Annotated in this window: 17 protein-coding genes and 1 pseudogene; 10 read left to right on the forward strand and 8 right to left on the reverse strand. The window is 39.5% G+C overall.

Features of this window, described 5'->3' with window-relative positions:
* Nucleotides 1-169: 169 nt before the first annotated feature.
* Nucleotides 170-910 carry a hypothetical protein gene (locus tag ACOWPH_RS06465; protein ID WP_015214603.1) on the reverse strand — a complete coding sequence of 247 codons (741 nt, stop codon included), beginning with the start codon at nt 908-910 and terminating at the stop codon, nt 170-172.
* A 442-nt stretch (nt 911-1,352) separates the two neighbouring features.
* On the opposite strand from ACOWPH_RS06465, the gene ACOWPH_RS06470 reads away from it, so the two are divergent.
* From ACOWPH_RS06470 to ACOWPH_RS06480, 3 genes are all read left to right on the forward strand, one after another.
* Nucleotides 1,353-1,514: a hypothetical protein gene (locus ACOWPH_RS06470; RefSeq protein ID WP_015214604.1), complete on the forward strand. Its 162-nt coding sequence runs from the start codon at nt 1,353-1,355 to the stop codon at nt 1,512-1,514.
* Between the two features lie 170 nt (nt 1,515-1,684).
* A complete protein-coding gene (locus tag ACOWPH_RS06475) occupies nt 1,685-1,903 on the forward strand; it encodes a hypothetical protein (RefSeq protein ID WP_015214605.1) in 219 nt (72 codons plus the stop codon).
* The gene (locus tag ACOWPH_RS06480) at nt 1,900-2,169 is read left to right on the forward strand and encodes a type II toxin-antitoxin system RelE family toxin (RefSeq protein WP_015214606.1); all 270 of its coding nucleotides are present in this window, start codon (nt 1,900-1,902) and stop codon (nt 2,167-2,169) included. The genes ACOWPH_RS06475 and ACOWPH_RS06480 overlap by 4 nt, the downstream gene beginning before the upstream one ends.
* 53 nt (nt 2,170-2,222) lie before the next feature.
* Here ACOWPH_RS06480 and ACOWPH_RS06485 read toward each other — a convergent pair whose 3' ends face one another.
* Nucleotides 2,223-3,653: a sensor histidine kinase gene (locus ACOWPH_RS06485; RefSeq protein ID WP_015214607.1), complete on the reverse strand. Its 1,431-nt coding sequence runs from the start codon at nt 3,651-3,653 to the stop codon at nt 2,223-2,225.
* A 161-nt stretch (nt 3,654-3,814) separates the two neighbouring features.
* Between ACOWPH_RS06485 and ppk1 the strand changes: the two genes are divergently transcribed.
* Entirely contained in the window at nt 3,815-5,980 is a 2,166-nt protein-coding gene (gene ppk1 / locus ACOWPH_RS06490) for a polyphosphate kinase 1 (protein ID WP_015214608.1), read from the forward strand.
* A gap of 217 nt (nt 5,981-6,197) precedes the next feature.
* The gene (locus tag ACOWPH_RS06495) at nt 6,198-6,614 is read left to right on the forward strand and encodes a response regulator (protein WP_042464941.1); all 417 of its coding nucleotides are present in this window, start codon (nt 6,198-6,200) and stop codon (nt 6,612-6,614) included.
* Between the two features lie 110 nt (nt 6,615-6,724).
* Here the strand turns inward: ACOWPH_RS06495 and ACOWPH_RS06500 are convergent, their stop codons facing one another.
* Nucleotides 6,725-6,907 (reverse strand): hypothetical protein, encoded by a 183-nt coding sequence (locus tag ACOWPH_RS06500; protein WP_015214610.1) that lies wholly within the window; start codon nt 6,905-6,907, stop codon nt 6,725-6,727.
* 166 nt (nt 6,908-7,073) lie between these two features.
* On the opposite strand from ACOWPH_RS06500, the gene ACOWPH_RS06505 reads away from it, so the two are divergent.
* Complete coding sequence (locus ACOWPH_RS06505; protein ID WP_015214611.1) at nt 7,074-7,622, forward strand: DUF2854 domain-containing protein; 549 nt, start codon at nt 7,074-7,076, stop codon at nt 7,620-7,622.
* Between the two features lie 95 nt (nt 7,623-7,717).
* Here ACOWPH_RS06505 and ACOWPH_RS06510 read toward each other — a convergent pair whose 3' ends face one another.
* Together ACOWPH_RS06510 and ACOWPH_RS06515 are read right to left on the reverse strand one after the other, a co-directional pair.
* Entirely contained in the window at nt 7,718-7,978 is a 261-nt protein-coding gene (locus ACOWPH_RS06510) for a chlororespiratory reduction protein 7 (RefSeq protein WP_015214612.1), read from the reverse strand.
* 54 nt (nt 7,979-8,032) lie between these two features.
* A complete protein-coding gene (locus tag ACOWPH_RS06515) occupies nt 8,033-9,238 on the reverse strand; it encodes a histidine kinase (RefSeq protein ID WP_015214613.1) in 1,206 nt (401 codons plus the stop codon).
* 127 nt (nt 9,239-9,365) lie between these two features.
* Between ACOWPH_RS06515 and ACOWPH_RS06520 the strand changes: the two genes are divergently transcribed.
* The 3 genes from ACOWPH_RS06520 (at nt 9,366) to ACOWPH_RS06530 (ending at nt 13,914) form a co-directional block, all read left to right on the forward strand.
* Complete coding sequence (locus ACOWPH_RS06520; protein ID WP_015214614.1) at nt 9,366-10,907, forward strand: hypothetical protein; 1,542 nt, start codon at nt 9,366-9,368, stop codon at nt 10,905-10,907.
* 102 nt (nt 10,908-11,009) lie between these two features.
* Entirely contained in the window at nt 11,010-12,386 is a 1,377-nt protein-coding gene (locus tag ACOWPH_RS06525; RefSeq protein ID WP_015214615.1) for an S-layer homology domain-containing protein, read from the forward strand.
* 493 nt (nt 12,387-12,879) lie between these two features.
* Nucleotides 12,880-13,914 (forward strand): SGNH/GDSL hydrolase family protein, encoded by a 1,035-nt coding sequence (locus ACOWPH_RS06530; protein WP_015214616.1) that lies wholly within the window; start codon nt 12,880-12,882, stop codon nt 13,912-13,914.
* On the opposite strand, the gene ACOWPH_RS06535 is transcribed toward ACOWPH_RS06530, so the two are convergent.
* The 3 genes from ACOWPH_RS06535 to ACOWPH_RS06545 all read right to left on the reverse strand — a co-directional run bounded on the left by ACOWPH_RS06535 (nt 13,856) and on the right by ACOWPH_RS06545 (nt 17,146).
* Nucleotides 13,856-14,602 (reverse strand): class II aldolase/adducin family protein, encoded by a 747-nt coding sequence (locus ACOWPH_RS06535; protein ID WP_015214617.1) that lies wholly within the window; start codon nt 14,600-14,602, stop codon nt 13,856-13,858. The genes ACOWPH_RS06530 and ACOWPH_RS06535 overlap by 59 nt on opposite strands.
* Nucleotides 14,603-15,196: 594 nt before the next feature.
* Nucleotides 15,197-16,189: a pentapeptide repeat-containing protein gene (locus tag ACOWPH_RS06540; protein WP_015214618.1), complete on the reverse strand. Its 993-nt coding sequence runs from the start codon at nt 16,187-16,189 to the stop codon at nt 15,197-15,199.
* 66 nt (nt 16,190-16,255) lie between these two features.
* The gene (locus tag ACOWPH_RS06545; protein WP_015214619.1) at nt 16,256-17,146 is read right to left on the reverse strand and encodes a hypothetical protein; all 891 of its coding nucleotides are present in this window, start codon (nt 17,144-17,146) and stop codon (nt 16,256-16,258) included.
* Nucleotides 17,147-17,797: 651 nt separating this feature from the next.
* Here ACOWPH_RS06545 and glgP point away from each other — a divergent pair.
* Nucleotides 17,798-20,363: pseudogene (gene glgP, locus ACOWPH_RS06550) on the forward strand (alpha-glucan family phosphorylase).
* The last annotated feature ends 165 nt before the right edge of the window (nt 20,364-20,528 follow it).

Consider the following 20,528-nt stretch of genomic DNA (forward strand, 5'->3'; position numbering starts at 1 on the left):
TCTTTGTGATTGATAAATTATAGGACTTACGCAAAACAGAACGACGGTAGCGGTAATACCGCAACGGGCAAGCAAGCTACATGAATTACCGCTGCGTAATCATAAGGTTTTCAGCCACATCTTACGTAAGTCATAAATTAGTTAGGAACTATTCAAACTGAATAAAAAGCTAATTCAAGAAAACTGAACCATTGGCTTGAATTCTCATTGCGCTTTTATCTTGGTTGACATCAGTTGTTTCTTTCAATGTCACTTCTAAGGTTCCTGTTTCCTGAGTAGTTTTAGGAGTCACCATTAGTAGTCCTCTATCTTCTCGTTGAAATGTTACCGTTATCGGTGTGCTTAAACCTCTCAAATTCGTCCTTGATTTACCTGCTAATCTACGTGGTTCTGTATCGCCAATTACCTGATAAGTAACGTTTGCTCCTGTATCATTAATCAACACGATATTTGCTTTATCATTCACCAGCGCAATTCTCGCACTGGGTTCTTGTCTTTGTTCTGCTGCTGGTGGTTGTAATCGGCTGTCAGGGGGAGGGGTCTGTACTGCTGGTTGTTCGGGTAGTGTACTTCCTGGCTGAACGCTGCGTCGAGAAGGACTTTCATTAAAAATACTAGGATTGGGATTAAGTACTGAGGGTGATTCACCACCAACACCTAAGCTTCTTTCATTTGGTGGAGTAGCAGGCATTAGTCCTTGTTCCATGAATCTTGATGTTAAAGTATTAGGCGGACACCCTTGGGGAACTAATACCCGATTGTTATGTGGTTCTTCGTAGAAAATTTTGGGGCATGGGTTAACATTAGGAGTAATTTCTTGTGCCATTACCGTGTGGGAAATGATTGGTAAACTAATCAGTAGTCCACTACAGACAGTCCCAATTGATTGAGCGTACTTGTAAATATCCATTGTTTTTACTCCTGTAAAAATATTGTTTATTGGCAGCAAAATGTAGAACAAAAGTGACAGTTGACAGAGATAAAAAAAACAGAATTTAATTAAGAATTTTACGAGTTATCTTTTTCCCTGCCAAAACTAGATGAATAGTACACAACGGCGTGAGTTAACTAATAATTTAAAATTAATTAAAAGCTTGTATAGTCTGATTTTTAAACTTTTAATTCCGCTGGACTTGATATTCTTCAGTTTTAATCACTCGCTTTAGATTAATCTACTATTACATTTGTTTTCATCTATCACACGAAATAAATCTTACATAAAGAGTTAATTCTCAAGAAAGATTGGTACTGTGACAATGGAGGTAGTACCTCTAGATTTTGCTAAAATACAAAGAGGACTTACTATTCTGTGAGGATCTATGCGATCGCTAAATTGAAAACCTTGTCTACAAATGAGCAAGATGCAGATTCTGGAAGAACTTGAAGACGATCTACGCTGGGATGAAGCATTCTCAAGTTCTCCAGATACTCTTGCTAAACTTGCTGCTACAGCAATGGCTGAATATCATACCAATAAAAGATCGCACTTTTTTCTCCCTATACCCCTACAGTGATTGCTAAAGTAACGGTGAAAGTAGTACCTTGACCAACGATACTATCAACTTGAATTTGACCTTGATGACGTTCGACAATCGCTTGAGCGGTGCCTTCAGACTGAACTTAACTTGCCTGCAAGAAGCGATAATGGATAAGATGAAATTTTTACTGTAAGAGTGTGGTAGCTATGACTGAGTTACTTGAACGTGCGATCGCTAAATTGAAAACCTTGACTACAAATGAGCAAGATGCGATCGCTGCGATGATTCTGGAAGAACTTGAAGACGATCTACGCTGGGATGAAGCATTCTCACGTTCTCCAGATACTCTTGCTAAACTTGCTGCTACAGCAATGGCTGAATATCACGCCGATAAAACCCAAGAACTTGATCCAGAAACATTGTGAATTCACGCACTACAATCCAGTTTCGTAAATTATTTGCTGATTTACCTGAACAAGTTCAAGAGCAGACACGTAGTGCATATCGTCAGTTTACGAAAGATCCAACCCATCCAAGCCTGCGTTTCAAGAAGGTGCATCCAGATTTACCAATTTATTCTGCCCGAATTAGCAAAAACTATCGAGCCGTTGGTCAGTTAGATGGAGACACTATAATCTGGTTTTGGGTTGGTTCACACGCCGAGTATGACAAGCTGCTGGGGCAATTATAGCGGGAAAGCTTAATAAAACCGTTATCTGTAGAGCGATCGCACTTTTTTTCTCTCTAAACCCCTACAGTAATTGGTAAAATAACAGTGAAAGTAGTACCTTCACCAACAATACTATCAATTTGAATTTGACCTTGATGATGTTCGACTATAGCTTGTGCGATCGCTAATCCTAATCCTGAACCTGTAGTATTAGCTATCTTTGGTGTCTGATGAGTACGCGCTGGATCAACTCGATAAAATCGGTCAAATAAGCGTGGTATAGCCTCTGGAGGAATCCCAACTCCGGTATCACTAACTTTTAGTTGTAACTGGGAACTGGTGTAACGCATTCCCGAAACCCGATTTATTCCCTCTAATCTCGCTAATTCGATTTTCACTTCTCCTTTAATTGGAGTATATTGCAAAGCATTACTAATCAAATTTGTACATAACCGCACTATTTGATCCCAATTCCCCATTAAAGTAAACCAATTTTCTAGCAATTCGGGATTGAGTTCTGACGGCGGATCAATTAAATTGAGAATCAGAGTAATTTCTCTTTCTGTAGCTAAAAGTTGCTGTTCTTCCACAACTTCTATTAATAAAGCATCAAGAGGACAAGATGAAAAAACCTCTGTACTAATACCACTATCCTGTCGTGCGAGAAACAGTAAATCATTGACTAATTTACCTAAACGCTGGGTTAGGCGTTCTACAATTTTTAATTGCTGTCGATACTGTACAACATTATTCGCTTTTACTTCTCCTAACTCTAAATCAGCAAGGGCTACTTGGACATTGGTTTGAATTAAAGCTATGGGACTTCTCAGTTCATGGGAAGCATCAGCAGTAAATTGTTTTAGACGTTGGTAAGATTCCCTTACTGGTTCCATTGCTTTACCAGAAAGAAACCAACCACTAGCTGCTACAGAAATTACCATTAACCCAGTACCCAAAGCTAAATCAAATATCAACTGACGACTGGGTTTAGTAACTTCAAACCAGGGATGACTCACGCGTAGGTATCCTAATACCTGTCTTCCCATTTCTACTCTTTGTGTGACTTGTCTTAATAAAAGTGCTGAGTCCTTACTGAGTTCTGAGTGAGGATCACTATCACCCCATCGCCCCATCCCGACTACGCGCACAGTTTCCCCAGTGGGATTGTTATGAATGGGAATATCTAAAGGTTCGGAGAATGTTGACCAAAGTAATTTTCCGGTGGGGCTAAACCATTCTAGATCAATGTGATCATCTTCTGCGTTATCAGCATTGTTGCGAAAGCTGGCTTCTATATTGACGCGAATTTGATTAGTTTGGAAGTTAACTGGTTCAATGACGAGCGATCGCTCTACTACTTCTACTACATGATTCAAAGTATCATCAACTCGTTCAACTAGCGTACTGCGAACATATAAATACACACCAGTTGCAAATAAGAGTAGTAAAATAGCAGTAACAGCAGTGTACCAAAGGGCAAGACGGCGACGAGTAGCTTGAAACATTTATATACCCCAATAGCATAAATTACACAGATTGTTTTACTGTTAAGATTTCCTTTTATTTACTTATTTTGATGTTGTTAAATTTTACTTAACCAAAACTGACTATATTGATTAAGACTTCTCACGTCGGCTGCGAGACAGCTACTCACTCCTAAGTAATCATGGCAAAACCAAAAAAAATTAACCCTACCATTAATCTGAATGAATCACAATACTATATAAACCGCGAGTTAAGCTGGTTGGAGTTTAATAGTAGAGTGTTGCATGAAGCTTGTGATGAGCGTACACCACTACTAGAACGCCTCAAATTTTTAGCTATTTTTAGTTCTAATTTAGATGAATTTTTTATGGTGCGAGTTGCAGCACTAAAGCAACAGGTAGAAGCCAAAGTTAACTTATTAACTCCCGATGGACGGACACCACAACAACAACTAGATGATATTCGCTCAAAACTCAGTCCCCAAATCAAAAAACAAAATGAGCAGTTTGAGCAGATTTTACAACCCCTGTTGGTAAATCAGGGAATTTACATCCTTGACTACATAGAACTAAATCAAAAACAGCGGAATTATCTGGATAATTATTTTAAAGAACAAATTTTTCCCGTTCTGACTCCTTTAGCTGTTGATCCTAGTCATCCTTTTCCTTATATTTCCAATCTCAGCTTAAATTTGGCTGTGGTGGTAAAAAACCCAGATACGGAAGAAGAATTTTTTGCACGAGTCAAAGTTCCTAAAGTTTTACCGCGTTTTTTACCTTTACCCGCAGATTTAGCAATTCAAAATCAGGGAAAACCTGTTTATTGGTCAGGTGTACCTTTAGAACAAGCGATCGCTCATAATCTCCAAGACTTGTTTCCAGGGATGAATATTCAGGAATATCACCCTTTCCGCATTACTCGTGATGCTGACCTAGAACTAGAAGAAGACGAAGCCGATGACCTGTTATTAGCCATTGAACAGGAACTTCGCAAACGCCGCATGGGTGGAACTCCAGTCCGCTTAGAAATTAAATCTCAAACTCCAGAATCAGTACGTTGCAGGTTATTGCAAGATTTGGAATTAACCGACAACGATATCTATGAGGTAGATGGTTTGCTGGGACTGCGAGATTTAATGTATTTTATGGCTTTACCATTACCAGAACTAAAAGAACCTCCCCGTCAATCAGTCGTCCCTTCCCGCTTACAACGTCTTAGAGAACCAAGTGTCAATCCAGATTTATTAGAACTAGAAGAAGGAAAAGACTTCTTTGCCATTATTCGAGAAAAAGATTTGCTAGTGCATCATCCCTATCAATCTTTTTCTGGGACAGTGGAACGCTTTATTACCCAGGCAGCCCATGACCCGAATGTGTTAGCAATCAAAATGACACTTTACCGCACCTCTGGAGACTCACCCATAGTTAATGCTTTAATTGCTGCTGCGGAAAATGGTAAACAAGTTTCTGTGTTGGTGGAATTAAAAGCCAGATTTGATGAAGAAAATAATATTTACTGGGCTAGACGTTTAGAAAGAGTTGGTGTCCACGTTGTTTATGGTTTGGTAGGTCTAAAAACCCATAGCAAAATCGTCATGGTGGTGCGGCGGGAAAAAGACCGGATGCGTCGTTATGTGCATATTGGAACCGGAAATTATAACCCGAAAACAGCACGACTATATACAGATTTAGGGTTGTTTAGTTGTCGTGAAGAATTGGGTGCTGATTTAGCAGATGTGTTTAACTTTTTAACCGGTTATTCTCTCCAGAAATCTTATCGAGAAATATTAGTTGCACCAGTGAATATGCGCGATCGCTTTTTTGAACTTATTCAGCGAGAAATCGAAAATGTCCAAAATGGATTTTCTGGCCGCATCGTCGCTAAAATGAATGCCCTCGTTGATCCCAAAATCATCGCAGCTTTATACGAAGCCTCCCGTGCTGGAGTCCAAATTGACTTAATTATCAGGGGTATTTGCTGTTTACGTCCAGGACTCAAAGAAATCAGCGACAATATCCGCATCATCAGCATCGTCGGCAGATTTTTAGAACATTCTCGCATTTTCTACTTTTACAACAATAGCCAAGAAGAAATATATATTGGCAGTGCTGACTGGATGCGTCGCAATCTAGACCGTCGAGTAGAAGTAATTACTCCAATTAGAGACCAAGATATTGCTAAAGATTTGCAAGAAATATTGGGAATTATGTTAGCAGATAATCGTCAAGCTTGGGAATTACAACCTGATGGTAGTTATATCCAAAGAGTTCCCGGTGATGATTGCACAGAAACTAATTCTCAAAAAAATCTCATGTCTATGGCATTACGCTCTGTAGGCATGACTTAAAAATCTAACACCTTAAAAAAGGTACATAATAATATCTTAAAAGGTGTACTAATTTAGGAGTTTTAAGAAAAAATAAATTTTTCTTAAAACTCTAATTATGACTTCATGATTACTTCATATATAAACCCCATTTATTCCACCATAAGATAGAGTCAAGAATGTCACTAGTTCCCATAAACTATAAGAGACTCTTGTATGTAGTTGTCTGTGGTCGGAAATGTTAATGTTGTCCTGTAAGTCTTCTGTTTTGCGTGTCTTATTGGTTGATGATCATGAATTGACTCGTTTAAGCCTACAATTAGCTTTTTCTTGCCAAGAAAATATGCTGGTAGTAGGTTTAGCCAGTAATGGTAATGAAGCTATAGAAATGGTCAAACTTTCTCAACCTGATGTGATTGTTTTAGATTTACATATGCCAATCATGGATGGCTGGCGAGCATCTGGTTATATTAAATCCATATCTCCAAATACTCAAATTCTGGCTTACTCGTCAATTGACGATGCACATTTGCAGCAGACAAAGGCAATGCCTAACTTCGATGAAGTTTGCAACAAAGATGCACCTACAACTCAGCTCATTGCTTTGGTTAGACAGATGGGCGAGCGTGCTATCCAAAATTCAATTAGAGGCTGAATTATCTAAATTCTGGTTCAGAAAAAATTATTTTTAAGTTTATAAGTGTCGGTTTAACCGTAAATTTACGGTTTACCGACGTTCTATTCTATCTTAAGCTCCAGTCCAGCTTAATTAGTTCCTGCTTCTGGAACGGTGCGGCGAAATTCATCAATTAGGTCATCTAATTCTTCTAAAGCTTGATTGACATCAACTCTCAAAGTTCCTAGATTGGGTTGTTCTAGTAGACTCAGCAGGTAGTCACGTTTATTCTGTACTACAGCAATTCGTTCTTTAACAGTTTGCAAATCCATTGTTTTCTTCCAGTCTTAATAAGTATTCTCAGTTTTTAACTTAACGCAAAATAGGATGAAAGCTTCTGCTTATATTCCTAACGTATTTTTAATCATGTTGCCAAACTACCGCGAGGTTTTATGATTATGAAACTAAGATGTGACGTAATTATATTAACCTCAAATCATGCTAGGCAACATTTCTTTGGGAACACTCGGTTTAACCGTGGGTAGCATATTAATCATAGTTGGCTTTGTCGCCTACGCTGCTGATAATGCTTCTCTTAATCTTGTAGGATTTTTCTATGGGTTTCCTCTCTTCTTGGGAGGTTTAGCACTCAAAGCCAATGAACTCAAGCCCATCCCTTTTAGTCAATCTACCACACCGTCTGTGTTAGAGCTAAGAAAACAGCAAGCAACTGTGACTCAAAACAGAGTTCGTACTGACATCACCCGATTTTGCTATGGTCAAGAAGGTCATTTTGATAGGGCGCTGACTTACCTGGGTTTGAGTCCTAGCAACGAAGAACGACCAATAGTTACTGGTTTGCGAGAAACAGAAGTTAATGGGGCTTATTGTATTATTTTAGAATTTGATTCACCCCTAATTCCGCTGGATATTTGGCAAGAAAAACACGAAAAAATGACCAAATATTTTGCTCCTAATGTTGAAGTGAAAATTACACAACCTAGTGAAGATAAAATTGAATTGGAGTTAATTAGCACTCAACAATAATTGCTGGTAATGGGTAATTGATAATTGGTAACCAGAGAAGAATCATTAATTACGAATTACGAATTACGAATTACGAATTACGAATTACCAAATATTTACTTTTCTAGTCGCACTGCATACCACTGTAAATATTTTCCAGGGCCAATATCTAATTCACAACTGGTATCTATTAAGTATTGTGCTTGATCTGATACCAGCTTAAATTTCTGCACATCAGGAGGTAAGTCATCAAATGGAAGTTGCTGCAAAGTATTTGCCAACTTTTCTAATAACTCTGATGTCGTCAAAAATTGTTCTGGTTGGTTGGTTTCCAGAACAACAAAATTATCCTGTTGATACATTAATGGATTTGGCATTTATTAAATTGCTTATTAAAATTTGTCAACTGTCAGAGCTTTAATGACCAATGTCTAAGATGGATAAACTGGTAAAGTAAAGTGGAACCATGCACCCCCATTGGCTGATGAATCTACCCAAATTTGACCATAGTGCGCCTGGATAATGCGTTGGCATAAAGAAAGACCAATTCCATAACCATCTTTACCTTCATCACGTTGCAGACGGAAATGATTTTCAAAAATGCGATCGCGGTTTTCTAGAGGAATACCAGGGCCAGTATCACCAATACTGAATTGGACTTTTTGGGTGGTGCGGTGCAGTCCAGCGACACTAATAATCCCGCCTTCAGGTGTGTATTTAATGGCATTATCCAAAAGGTTAACCAGCACTTGGCGGATACGTTCTGGATCTGCATATACACGGGGTAAATCGCTGGGGATATCTGTTTCTATTTTCTGAGATTTGGCAATATAGCGATCGCGCAATTCCTCCAAAACATCTAAACTAAGTTTACCCAATTCCAGCTTTTGCGGTATAATCGGAAATTCTGTATCATTACCACGGCCAACTTCTAACAAATCAGCTATCATCCGATCAATTATTCGCGTTTGACTGCGGGCTTGTTTTAATAAATGGACAATCATGCCCGGTTTTAGACGTTGGAATTCTCCCTTATCAGCATTGTAGTTAGATTGAAGAGTTTCTATAGCTATAGCAGCCGCAGTTAAAGGATTGCGGAGGTCATGTGCCAACATCGCCATCACTCGATCTTTAAACTGTAGCTGTTCTTGCAGCTTTTCCTTTTCTTGCTTCAAGTGAAAAATTTCATCTGAAAGCTTGATTAACTCAGCAGAAACAGCCACAGAACGGATTGTAGATTTAGGTGAAATTACCAAGACATTCTCATCCATACATTCATGTAGATCTTCCTGTAACTTTAAAAATGCGTCTACAGCAGATTGCCAGCGGGGCCACCAGTTTTTCAATTCGGCTATGATATTACTGCCAGCCAGACTCTGCTGGGGTTCAGGGTGGATTTTGATTAAGGCAGGCGTAGCTACCAATTTGAAGTGTTCCGCCAAATAGGGTTGTTGCCCGACATCAATGATTTGAAGTTCAAAACTATACTCAGCTTCTAGTTCTTTTAAATAGGCGCGTATTCGCTGTACCTGTTGTCGGGACTTTGGTCGCCCATCGACAAACAGCAACAGCTGGAGTGGAGCCTCAGAATAGATAGGCTGATCCTGGGAAACTTGCATGTAATCGTGTTTCAGCACTGGTAACAACCTGGCGACGCTTTACAGAAAGTAAACTAGATTGACGGTTGTTGATGGTCGTTGTTTTCTTCCAATTTAATATCTATTTTAGATTTTTCATACTCTTATCTGAATCTACATTTTTGACATGAGTAAAATCTTTTTGGGACTTTTGCTTCCTTTTTCACTAGTTTCTACTCCCAGCTTCACCTTAGCTATGGAATATAAAGCGGGATTTGACCTGAGTCAAAATAAAGCGAGATTTGACCTGAGTCAAAATCTGGCCTCAGAAGAAGCTACTGAAAAATTTTATACTACAGCAGTGCAACTAGTACAGCAGCAAATTTATTTAGTAGCCCGTCTTGAGCAAGCATTTATTGATCCAGACCCCAATAAAATGAGATCCGTGCGGGGACAATTAACTGTTCGTACTTATGTTGTGGAAAGTTTTCTTACCCGTCAATACCCAAGTCCGAAAACATTGTGTAACTCACGAGGAGAATTTTCCCCACAGTCTTCTTTACCTGTCCAGTTAACTGAGTCCCAATCACAAATTTACTGCTCTTTGTACGCTTCTAACCAAGAATTGTGGAAGTTGTACCCAGTTATAGATCGGTTATTATCCCGACGGGGAGAGTTAGCTTTAGTTAAACCGCTACCTTTAGTTTCCGGAGAACGACAATCAGATCCGGTACTTACCATTGCACCAGTGCAGCGTCCTGATCTTGGCAAACCAGCCACACCTTTTGCTAGTAGGGAACCAAATTTAACTTCATCCCCATTACCTGTAGTTGGCAGCACTGCGAAAACAGCACTAGCTAACTATGTAGCGCCCATGCAACCTGCTATTTCTGTACCAGAGGAAGCTGTGAGTACTCTTAAAACTGCTAATCAAATTTTGACAGCAGTTCAAAAAGCATTTCCCGCAAATATTAAATTTATAAATCCTCAGGAAGATGTGGCGACACTTGACCGTTTTGCTTACGACATTGATTCCCAAGAAAAACAAACCTACGCTCAGTTTTTGAAACTGCCTAACACGGGCATTTTCCGAGTTTTACCTGATTCAGCTTACCGTCGTCCGCTGAATCTTCTCCAGAATAGATTGCAAGCGAGTGTTAGTGAGCGTTATCCTTTTCCCTCGGTGGGTGAGGTGAAGGGAGATTTTAATCCTAGTTTAGCACTGAAGATGAGGGGTGATAACTTTCAGTTAGTCCATCAAGGAATAGATTATGGCTTCATCATAGATGTGGGTGATGTGCCATTAGCAAAATTGGATGAAAAACTACAAGCTGTTTCTGCCTCTACGGGTGAATTTTTGCTTAATTACCAGCCTCCAAAGCAGTTGGAAGCCTTACAAATAGACAGACGGAGGTTTTTAACAGGTAAAGATCAGAACTGGCAGAAGCAGCAAATCTTTTTATCTGGTGCTACAGCCAAATTAAATCATACTTATTTAGTGCGATCGCTCCAATTCCAACTTCCAGAAATTATCTTAAGTCGTCAACCAATTTCCCCCCAAAATAGCCGCATTACCCAGCAAATAGGACAAATACCTAGTAGTGATACTATTATCGCCTTCCGCGCCGTGCGCCGCCGCCTTGATGGCAGTTACACCATTCTCTGGCGAGTTCTCAAACATTTACCCACACCGGAAATTGAAGATGTAGAGAATTATGTGAATAGGTGACAGGTGACAGGTGACAGGGAGAGAAGAGTTTTTCCCAATTACCAATTACCAGTTTCGTTGAAAATGCTAGGCTAGAAACGGAAACTCGATTTGTAATTTCCTGTGCTGCTCTATAAACGTCCAATTATCTTTCTCGGTTTGGCTGTTTTACTTTGTTCCTTAACAGCCTGCACTAATGGCCCAGCCGCTAAAAATTTGGAGCAGTCTTTGGCGGCAGACCCCAGGCTGCAAAGTAATCCTGCGGTTTTTGACGAAACTAAGAGTAAGGAAGTAGCAACCGCATCTACAGTACAGTTACCCCCTGACTTTCCCACAGATATACCCATATATCCCAATGCCAAACTTGAAAAAGTTACACCTGGGAGTAGTTCAGAAAATAAATTAGAAAATAAAACAAGTACTCGTTGGCAAAGTTCTGACCCCAGCAATTTAATTGCCAGTTTTTACAGTAGTCAGTTCCAAGAGAACAACTGGCAAATTTTGCAACAGCCAAAAGATGATGTCGAAGGTGCTTTTGAGGTAAAACGGAATAATTTACTGTTAAACGTAACAATTCAACCAAAATCAGTTACCAACGCTGCACCCAATCAACCCCAAACAGCAACTGAATTACTAATTGAATACGTAACTAATAATACAACTACCCAAGCTCAACCAAATACCAATTCTAGCGAAGTTCCCCAGTCAAGTGATCCAACATTTATTGGCCCTGTTTCACCCGCTACAGTTCCCCCAACTACAAATGTAGTCAAACTGCCAACAAACCAATCTGAAACAACTGAATCTCAAGAGTTCACCGATTTAAATAAAGTCCCACCAGAATGGCGACAACACATTCAAGATTTAGCAACCTTGGGTGTATTGTCCATAGACCCAAAAACAACAAAAAGCAACTCTACAACTCAAACTAAGCTTTTTGAACCCAATAAAATCATTACCCGCAGAGAATATGCTCGTTGGTTAGTGGCTGCTAATAATGCCATGTATAGTAATAATCCAGCAAAAAAGGTGCGTTTGGCATCAGAAAGCAATCAACCCGCTTTTAGAGATGTTTTAGCTAAAGATCCATATTTTCCGTCAATTCAGGGTTTAGCCGAAGCTGGTTTAATTCCCAGTTCTTTATCTGGAGATGCTACAGCAGTTTTGTTTCGTCCTGATGCACCTCTAACACGAGAACAATTACTATTGTGGAAAGTACCTTTAGATACTCGTCAAGCTTTACCATCCGCCAATTTAGAAGCAGTCAAGCAAACCTGGGGTTTCCAAGATACAGAAAAAATTGAGCCTAAAGCATTAAAAGCAGTTTTGGCAGATTTCCAAAATGCTGAACAATCAAATATTCGGCGAGTGTTTGGCTATACGACGCTGTTTCAACCCAAGAAAGCCGTCACTCGTGCTGAAGCTGGTGCAGCTTTGTGGTATTTCGGTATTCAGACCGAGGGAATGACAGCAACTGAGGCTTTGAAGTTAAAGGGTTAAAATAATTCGTAATTCGTAATTAAGTTTTGTAATGGGGATTTAACCCCAACACAAAACTTGCCGATTATAGAACCGGGGGACTTAACCCCACGGAACTAGTTTAAAAACTAGAATAGGCGTTTTTAGCTTTGTAGCTATAACTTCCTATCGCCGGACACAAGATTTGGGTTATGGGTTTTTAACATCTATAACTTAATAAGTTCTTTATAATACGCCATTAATTATAAAGTTAGAGTAAATCTCAGGGTTTTTATTGAAAGAAGATCCTATATCTTGACATAAACTAAATATACTTACGTAAATTAACTTACAGCAGTTTGCGCTGAGTCAAGCTGGCAGAAAAAACAGATCTAAAATTTTGTAAAAATACTTAGATTACAAGCATCATAATTTTTCCATTTTTTACCAACTCCATAAATAACCGTAGGTTTACTAATCCCTACAGATTTATTGATGTGCAAGATTCACAAAAAATACCAACAATCTAATAAAAATGAAAAAACAAGTTGTAGCGGCCGGGTTTGTTATTTTCTCTTTCATGTTGCCACTGAAAGCTTCAGCAGCATCTTTTAGTCAAATTATTGCTTTTGGAGACAGCACTGTTGATAATGGCAATACATTCAAATTCACCGAAGCAGCTATAGGATTTGGAATACCCCCGTTGCCCTACTTTCAAGGGCGTTTTTCTAATGGGCCAGTCTGGGTAGAATACCTGGCAGGGAATCTAGGTTTAACAGAAACTAACTATGCATTTGGTGGCGCTACTACTAGTACTGTTAACACCATTAACACCCAGTTTGATAATCCTTTAACCCCAGTTATTGAGAATCCCTTAAATTTACCAGGTTTGACACAACAAATTGAGGCTTTTAAGGGAACTAATTCGCAAGCTGATAAAAACGCCTTATACATAATATCGGCAGGTGCTAATGATTATCTTGGTGAAGGAAACACAGATTTTACTCAAATAGTTAATAATTTGACGAGTGCTATTACTTCACTTGCTTCTATTGGTGCTAAAAATTTCTTAGTAGCTAATTTACCTAATTTGGGTGATGTTCCTTTGACTAATGGGAGTGCTAATTCTGATGGACTCAACTTTTTAACTGGATTGCATAATTCGACTTTAAGCGAGGCTCTCAATGGTTTGAATCAGCAGCAACCAAGCCTGAATATCACTCTTTTTGATGTTAATTCTTTAGTAAATAGTGCTATCGCATTACCAGGAGAATTTGGTTTACAAAATGTGACTGACGCTTGTTTTAACAGCGATGCTAAAACACTTTGTAACAACCCAGACGAGTATTTATTTTGGGATCAATTGCATCCTACAACCTATATGCACAGCATAGTAGCAAGAGGAGCGGAAGAATCACTGAAAGAGATTCCTGAACCTTCAGCAACTTTGGGAATGTTGGCACTGGGGGCTTTGGGTGCGACAGGAGTTATGAAGCGCAAACAAAAGGCGCTTAATTCAATAAATCGGGTTCTTGCCGGACAATCATCTCGTACAACGATTGAAAGCTAAACCAGCCTAATTCATGGGAACCAACCTGGCTCTGAGTCAAACTAGCATACTCTGGTTTGATAAAGCTAGGTTTCCCAGCCGCTTCCGCTAATAATTGAGCTTGGCAAGAACGCTCCATTGTGATGAACCACCAAACAGCCTCATCAACTGTGTGACCAACCGTCAGTAGTCCATGATTTTTGAGAATGAGAGCTTTATTTTGACCTAGAGTTTGAGCAATACGTTGACCTTCTTTAGGGTCGAGAACAACACCTGTGTAGTCATCAAACAGGCTATGGTCTTGGTAAAAAGCGCAAGCATCTTGGGTAATGGGGTCAAGCAGACGGCCAAGACTTGACCAGCTTTTACCGTAGATAGAATGGGCATGAGCCGCTGCAATGACATCAGGACGGGCTGCATGAACTTGGGAATGAATAGCGAAAGCTGCCTGATTTACTGGACTATTACCATAAATTACCTCACCTTGATGATTAACTAAAATGAGGTCGCTCACTCGAATTAAACCAAAGTGCATTCCAAAGGGATTAACCCAAAAATTTTGAGGATTTTCGGGGTCGCGCGCGGTAATATGACCAGCAACACCCTCATCAAAACCAAACCGAGAAAATAAGCGAAATCCAGCAGCTAGGCGCTGCTGAAGATATAGCCGTTGTTCTACAACAGAATTAAAAGTTGGTATTTGGATCATATTATTAATTTTTTCTGAAATGTAATTTTCATACCATCAAGAGAGCCTTATGACTTACGCACGAAGTAATCAAAAATCTGATTCTTTCGTAGGGGTAATTCATGAATTACCCCTACTTTCGTGATGTTTTGCGTAAGTCCTGAGCCTACCAAACTCAACGAATCGCTTATATCTCAACCTGAAAGAGGCTGAGTTTTAAACTTAGAGGATGTTTGAAAAGTGGTTGCTGATGTATTAAAAACTTTAGATCCTCCTAAATCCTCCTTTTTAAGGAGGATTTTGACTCTAGTTCCCCCCTTGTTAAGGCTACAGTGTACACAGAAGTCTTGAAATCATATTTAACACTTGGTTTTGCTACTCCAAATCCCAATTTAATAGAGAGATGGAGGTTTAAGTTTCGCAAAATATCGGGTACTTCATGGGCTAAAAAACCTGAAACTTATGAGGTAACCACTTGTGTGTATACCGTAGCCTTGTTAAGGGGAGTTAGGGGGGATTATAGAGTGTCTAAAATCACCACCCGCAACTTTTCAAACACCCTCTTATCGAGTTTTCTATAAATACGCTGTATTTACAAAAGCTAAAATCCAATATTTAGTAATTAATTTTACCATCAGGCATTACTGCGCCAGTTAAATCGGCACCGGTCAAATTTGTACTGCTAATTTCTGCTCTGATCAAATTCGCTTGACTTAAATTAGCACCTGTTAAGTCTGTTTTAGCAAGATAGGCATCAACTAAGTCAGTTTCCGTTAGGTTAGCCTCACGCAGGATAGCTCGACTTAAATCAACTCTACTCAACCTGGCAAAACTCAAATTTGCTCGACTCAACTTGGCTCTAGTTAGTTTAGCATCTGGCATAATTGCACCATACAAATTAACACCTGTAAGTTCGGCTTCATTCAGGTTTGACCGTTCCAATCTGGCATTGATCATGTTGGCACCTTTCAAATTAGCACGCTCCAGGTTAGTATCACTCAAACCTGTCTGATTCAAAATAGCTTCACTCAAGTTAGCATCACTCAAATCGGCATTACGCAGCATTGCCTCACTCAAGTTCGCACCACTAAGATCAACTTTAGCTAAGTCTGCACCAGTTAAATTGGTTCCTCGCAGATCAGCTTTACTGAGGTTAGCACCTCGAAGAATAGCGCTGTAAGTTCTTTTTTCTTCTCGCAAGTTCGCACCACGTAAACAAGCACCTTTTAGGTTAGCACCACTTAGATCTGCACCACGCAGATCTGCATCCATTAAGTTAACATCCCGCAAATCCGCTAAAGTTAAATTCGCATTACGCAAATCAGCACCCTGTAAACTTGCACCATGCAAATCCGCATCATGTAAGTTCGTACTGATTAAACTTGCCTGATTTAGGTTCGCACCACTTAGTTTTGCACAAATGAGATTTGCCCTATCTAGAATTGCCCTATTGAGATAGCTAAAAATTAGGATGGTATTACATAAATCTGCCCGACTTAAACGTATACCAATCAAGTCTGCTCCAAATAAATTGACCCCATTTAAGTCAGCCTCGATAAATTTTGTTTCTCCATTTGCATATTGCTTAAGAAGTTCATTAGCATTCATATTTTTCAGTTTCAGTTATTACAAGTTTTCAATTTTTACAAGATTTAAAATAGTCGAAAATTGCTATTATTCTTTTTTGTCGGGTGTATTTGTTAGAGGTGACATGACAATTTGACAAGTGTTATTATCTTCTTCATATTCATCTTTTTCCTCGTTTTCATCATATTCATATTCATCAATTGGCGTAGGTTGATAATTGGTACTGACTATAGTTTTAACTTCTGGAATTGAATAGTTATTCAACTCTTTTTCTTGTTGTGTAGATACAATATCGCCATAAAAATCTTGCATAGCGCGGATGATTGCACTGGATGCTTGAGTATTTTCATCCGAGTTACCTAGATGTATAATAGTATTGTTTAGTTTAGATTCAAGCTCTTTGATAGTTGCACAAGAATCAAATAATTTTCGCAACAAAACATCAAGTTCTTTTGTCTTCAATTTTAACCAGTCTTCTTCCTTGAAAGTGAATTTATTATCAAGTGCAGAAAATAAAACTATTTTAGCCCTAAGCGGGTTAGTATATTTCATAAGATTTTGCCGTAAATCAAATTGGTTATATTGAGATTTACTTGCCTTGCTGGGAGATTTTTCTGGGAAGTTTTTGGATGATATTTCATTTTGATTAGGTTGTTTTAATACTATTCCTGTTACTTCTTCTGGTACTATATATATTTTCTCTATTTCATTTAAAATTACACTAGCGACAAGAATATATTCGGATTTTTTATTCAAAGTTTTAACAACTTCCGCCAAAGTGTAATTCCACTGTTCTATGGTGGGATTCAAGCTGCATAATTCTTCGATTAATTCTTGTAATTTAAACTGATCTAGAGTGTCTTGATCATTCTCCCAAACATTTTTACAAGCACAAAAGATTAATTTTTTAATCCGTTTTGAATTTTCGTGTTGTTCTAAATTTTTAGCTACTTTGTCAAGGCTAAATAGAGTCTGCATTGGTGAATCTCTGGTTGGTAAAAGTTATGGGTATCCGATAGAGATAAATTATAGCGGTACTGGGGTTTTCTTACTATCTCTGTAATACAACGCAAGGATTTACGCCAATTTCCGCAAAAAGTTACGGTCTTGCATGGGAAAATACCTGAATTGAAACAGAACTTGTCAACTTTCTTGGTAATTTGAAAGGGCTGGGGTGATTGGGGGGGTGCGATAGCGAAGCGTGACGACGTAGGAGTCATATGGTCAGAGACTATGAACTTCTGCCGGAAAGTCAGAGACGTTTATTTACCTTGCCATGATCCGGATCATGGTGCGGCAACTGGCATAAATTTTGACCCCTCAAAACTTTTCAAACACCCTCCTAGACTAGATTATTGATAGATTCAATGGTACATATAAGTTTGTGGAAAGACATTTTGTATACAAGTACTTAGTAAATAATTAAATTTTACTAATCTCAGGTAACATACAAAATAAGTCTATAGACCGCAAACTTGTTTTACTGTAGAGTCTAACCAAGTATGAGAGAATTATTCTCAATACTTAACAAAGTCATCAAAAATCCACAAACATAGTATAAAGAATTGGCAACATTGCGTAAAGACGGTCAACAATAACCATATCTGAAATTTAAAATTTTGCTAAATTATGCAGCCAATTCGCACGTTTAACGTTTCACCTTCACTACCGCAGCGACTAGAACCCTTGCGGAAACTGGCATACAATCTGCACTTTGATTGGAATGTTGAGAGTAAAGACTTATTTCGTCGCTTAGATACTGACTTGTGGGAATCAAGTCGGCATAACCCAGTGTTGATGCTGGGTACTATTAGCCAAGCACGGCTATTAGAAGTCGTAGAAGATGAAGGCTTCTTAGCGCAAATGGATCGGGCTGCGCGTCAATTAGAAGATTATTTGCAAGAACGGACTTGGTATCACAAACAGCGCGGTCAGAACCCAAAAGAATGCTACGCTTATTTTTCGGCTGAGTTTGGACTAGTAGATTGTCTACCCGTCTATTCTGGCGGTTTGGGTGTACTGGCAGGAGATCACCTCAAGTCTGCTAGTGATTTGGGATTACCTCTCGTTGGTGTGGGTTTACTCTACCAACAAGGTTACTTTGCCCAGTATCTCAATGCTGATGGTTGGCAGCAAGAACGCTACCCCATCAATGATTTTTATAATATGCCTTTGCATTTGGAACGTAATCCTGATGGCTCAGAGCTACGGATTGAGGTAGATTATCCAGGACGCAAGGTATACGCTAGGGTGTGGCGTGTACAAGTGGGAACAGTGCCACTGTATATGCTGGATACCAATATTGAACCGAACAAGGCCTATGACCACGACATTACAGATCAGCTGTATGGTGGTGATATAGATATGCGTATCCACCAGGAAATTATGCTGGGGATTGGTGGTGTGCAAATGTTGAAAGCTTTGGGCTATGATGTCACCGCTTACCACATGAATGAAGGTCATGCAGCTTTTTCTGCCTTAGAACGTATTCGCGTTTTGATTCAAGAAGAAGGCTTAAGTTATGCTCAAGCTAAACAAGTGGTGTCTTCTAGTAATATTTTTACTACCCACACTCCTGTACCAGCGGGCATTGATTTATTTGCGCCCGACAAAGTTTTGTATTATTTGGGTTACTACGCAGATATCTTTGGTTTACCTAAAGAGCAATTTTTAGGATTGGGAAGGGAAAATACTGGAGATTTATCTGGGCCTTTCAGTATGGCGGTGTTGGCACTGAAGATGGCAACATTTTCTAATGGTGTGGCACAGCTACATGGTGTGGTATCGCGGCAAATGTTCCAAGGTTTGTGGAAAAAAGTTCCTGTGGAGGAAGTGCCGATCGCAGCAATAACTAATGGGGTTCATGCTCGCAGTTGTGTTGCGAAGTCTACTCAGGAGTTGTACGATCGCTATCTTGGCCCAAATTGGTCATCGGCACCACCAGATAATCAGTTGTGGGAACGGATGGATTCTATTCCCGATGAGGAGTTATGGCGCAATCACGAACGCTGCCGTTTGGACATGGTTCTCTATGTGCGGGAGCATTTGGTGAAGCATTTACGCGATCGCGGTGCTTCAGCTTCAGAAATCGCCCAAGCTCAAGAAGTACTTGATCCTAACGTTTTAACTATTGGCTTTGCCCGTCGCTTTGCTACCTACAAACGCGCTACTTTATGGATGCGTGATTTGGACAGAATCAAACGGATTTTGTTGAGTAACAAACACCGGAAAGTGCAGTTTGTGATTGCTGGGAAAGCACACCCCAAAGATATCCCCGGTAAAGAATTGATTCGGGATATCAATCACTTCATCCACGAACAAAACTTAGAAAAACAGGTGGTGTTTGTTCCTAACTACGATATTCACATTGCCCGCTTGATGGTTGCAGGTTGTGATATCTGGTTAAATACCCCCCGTCGTCCCCGTGAAGCTTCTGGTACTAGCGGCATGAAGGCAGCTATGAATGGCTTGCCAAATTTAAGCGTACTCGATGGCTGGTGGGATGAGGCTGATTATGTCCGCACCGGTTGGGCAATTGGACATGGTGAAAATTACGAAGATCCTAATTATCAGGATGAGGTAGAAGCCAACGCTCTCTATGAGTTATTAGAGAAAGAAGTTGTACCTCTATTCTATGACCATCGTGATGAAGATGGTTTACCCCGTCCTTGGGTAGCTAAAATGAAAGATGCAATTCGTTTGAATTGTCCTTTCTTTAATACAGCCCGCATGGTGCGGGAGTATGCACAACGAGCTTATTTTCCAGCAAGCGATCGCTATCACACCCTCACCGTTGATAACTACGCCCCAGCGAAAGAATTAGCAGCCTGGAAAGCAAAACTAGGTCAACAGTGGTTTAACATCAAAATCAAAGATATTGATGTATCCGCAGCATCGGATATTGAAGTTAATCAAACCGTTGCTGTTAAAGCCAAAGTTGAATTTAGCAACTTTGAAAAAAGATGACGTGCGTGTGGAATTATACCAAGGTTCCATTGATGCAAACGGCGATATTGTTAACGCTGTACCAGTGGTAATGGATTATCAAGGAGAAGATAATCAAGGGTTGAGTATTTACACAGTAGATATCACCTACACCACATCTGGTTTACAAGGCTTATCTTTGCGTGTATTACCACAAAATCCATACCTTTCTAGTCCTTATGAACCCAGGCTAATCGCTTGGGCTGAATAGTTTTTCAATTTTTTAAATCTTGAAAATTAGGCGTTGCTGATGGAAATTGGCAACGCTTTTTTGATCACTGATTTAACTGATTTGAGGATTTCACGGCATGAAGGATACGACAGTAAATGAAAGGGTTTAAGAGGATATTTTAAAAGGGTCTTTTAATGTCATGCT

The sequence above is a fragment of the Anabaena sp. PCC 7938 genome (assembly GCF_049315035.1).
Taxonomy (GTDB): Bacteria; Cyanobacteriota; Cyanobacteriia; order Cyanobacteriales; family Nostocaceae; genus Anabaena; species Anabaena cylindrica.

Excerpts from the sequence above, each read along its gene's own strand:
- ACOWPH_RS06540 (WP_015214618.1), bottom strand. The coding sequence starts at position 16,189 with ATGAATGCTAATGAACTTCTTAAGCAATATGCAAATGGAGAAACAAAA.
- ACOWPH_RS06545 (WP_015214619.1), bottom strand. The coding sequence starts at position 17,146 with ATGCAGACTCTATTTAGCCTTGACAAAGTAGCTAAAAATTTAGAACAA.
- ACOWPH_RS06505 (WP_015214611.1), top strand. The coding sequence starts at position 7,074 with ATGCTAGGCAACATTTCTTTGGGAACACTCGGTTTAACCGTGGGTAGC.
- ACOWPH_RS06530 (WP_015214616.1), top strand. The coding sequence starts at position 12,880 with ATGAAAAAACAAGTTGTAGCGGCCGGGTTTGTTATTTTCTCTTTCATG.
- ACOWPH_RS06495 (WP_042464941.1), top strand. The coding sequence starts at position 6,198 with ATGTTAATGTTGTCCTGTAAGTCTTCTGTTTTGCGTGTCTTATTGGTT.
- ACOWPH_RS06500 (WP_015214610.1), bottom strand. The coding sequence starts at position 6,907 with ATGGATTTGCAAACTGTTAAAGAACGAATTGCTGTAGTACAGAATAAA.
- ACOWPH_RS06465 (WP_015214603.1), bottom strand. The coding sequence starts at position 910 with ATGGATATTTACAAGTACGCTCAATCAATTGGGACTGTCTGTAGTGGA.
- ppk1 (WP_015214608.1), top strand. The coding sequence starts at position 3,815 with ATGGCAAAACCAAAAAAAATTAACCCTACCATTAATCTGAATGAATCA.
- ACOWPH_RS06535 (WP_015214617.1), bottom strand. The coding sequence starts at position 14,602 with ATGATCCAAATACCAACTTTTAATTCTGTTGTAGAACAACGGCTATAT.
- ACOWPH_RS06510 (WP_015214612.1), bottom strand. The coding sequence starts at position 7,978 with ATGCCAAATCCATTAATGTATCAACAGGATAATTTTGTTGTTCTGGAA.
- ACOWPH_RS06475 (WP_015214605.1), top strand. The coding sequence starts at position 1,685 with ATGACTGAGTTACTTGAACGTGCGATCGCTAAATTGAAAACCTTGACT.
- ACOWPH_RS06520 (WP_015214614.1), top strand. The coding sequence starts at position 9,366 with ATGAGTAAAATCTTTTTGGGACTTTTGCTTCCTTTTTCACTAGTTTCT.
- ACOWPH_RS06485 (WP_015214607.1), bottom strand. The coding sequence starts at position 3,653 with ATGTTTCAAGCTACTCGTCGCCGTCTTGCCCTTTGGTACACTGCTGTT.
- ACOWPH_RS06470 (WP_015214604.1), top strand. The coding sequence starts at position 1,353 with ATGAGCAAGATGCAGATTCTGGAAGAACTTGAAGACGATCTACGCTGG.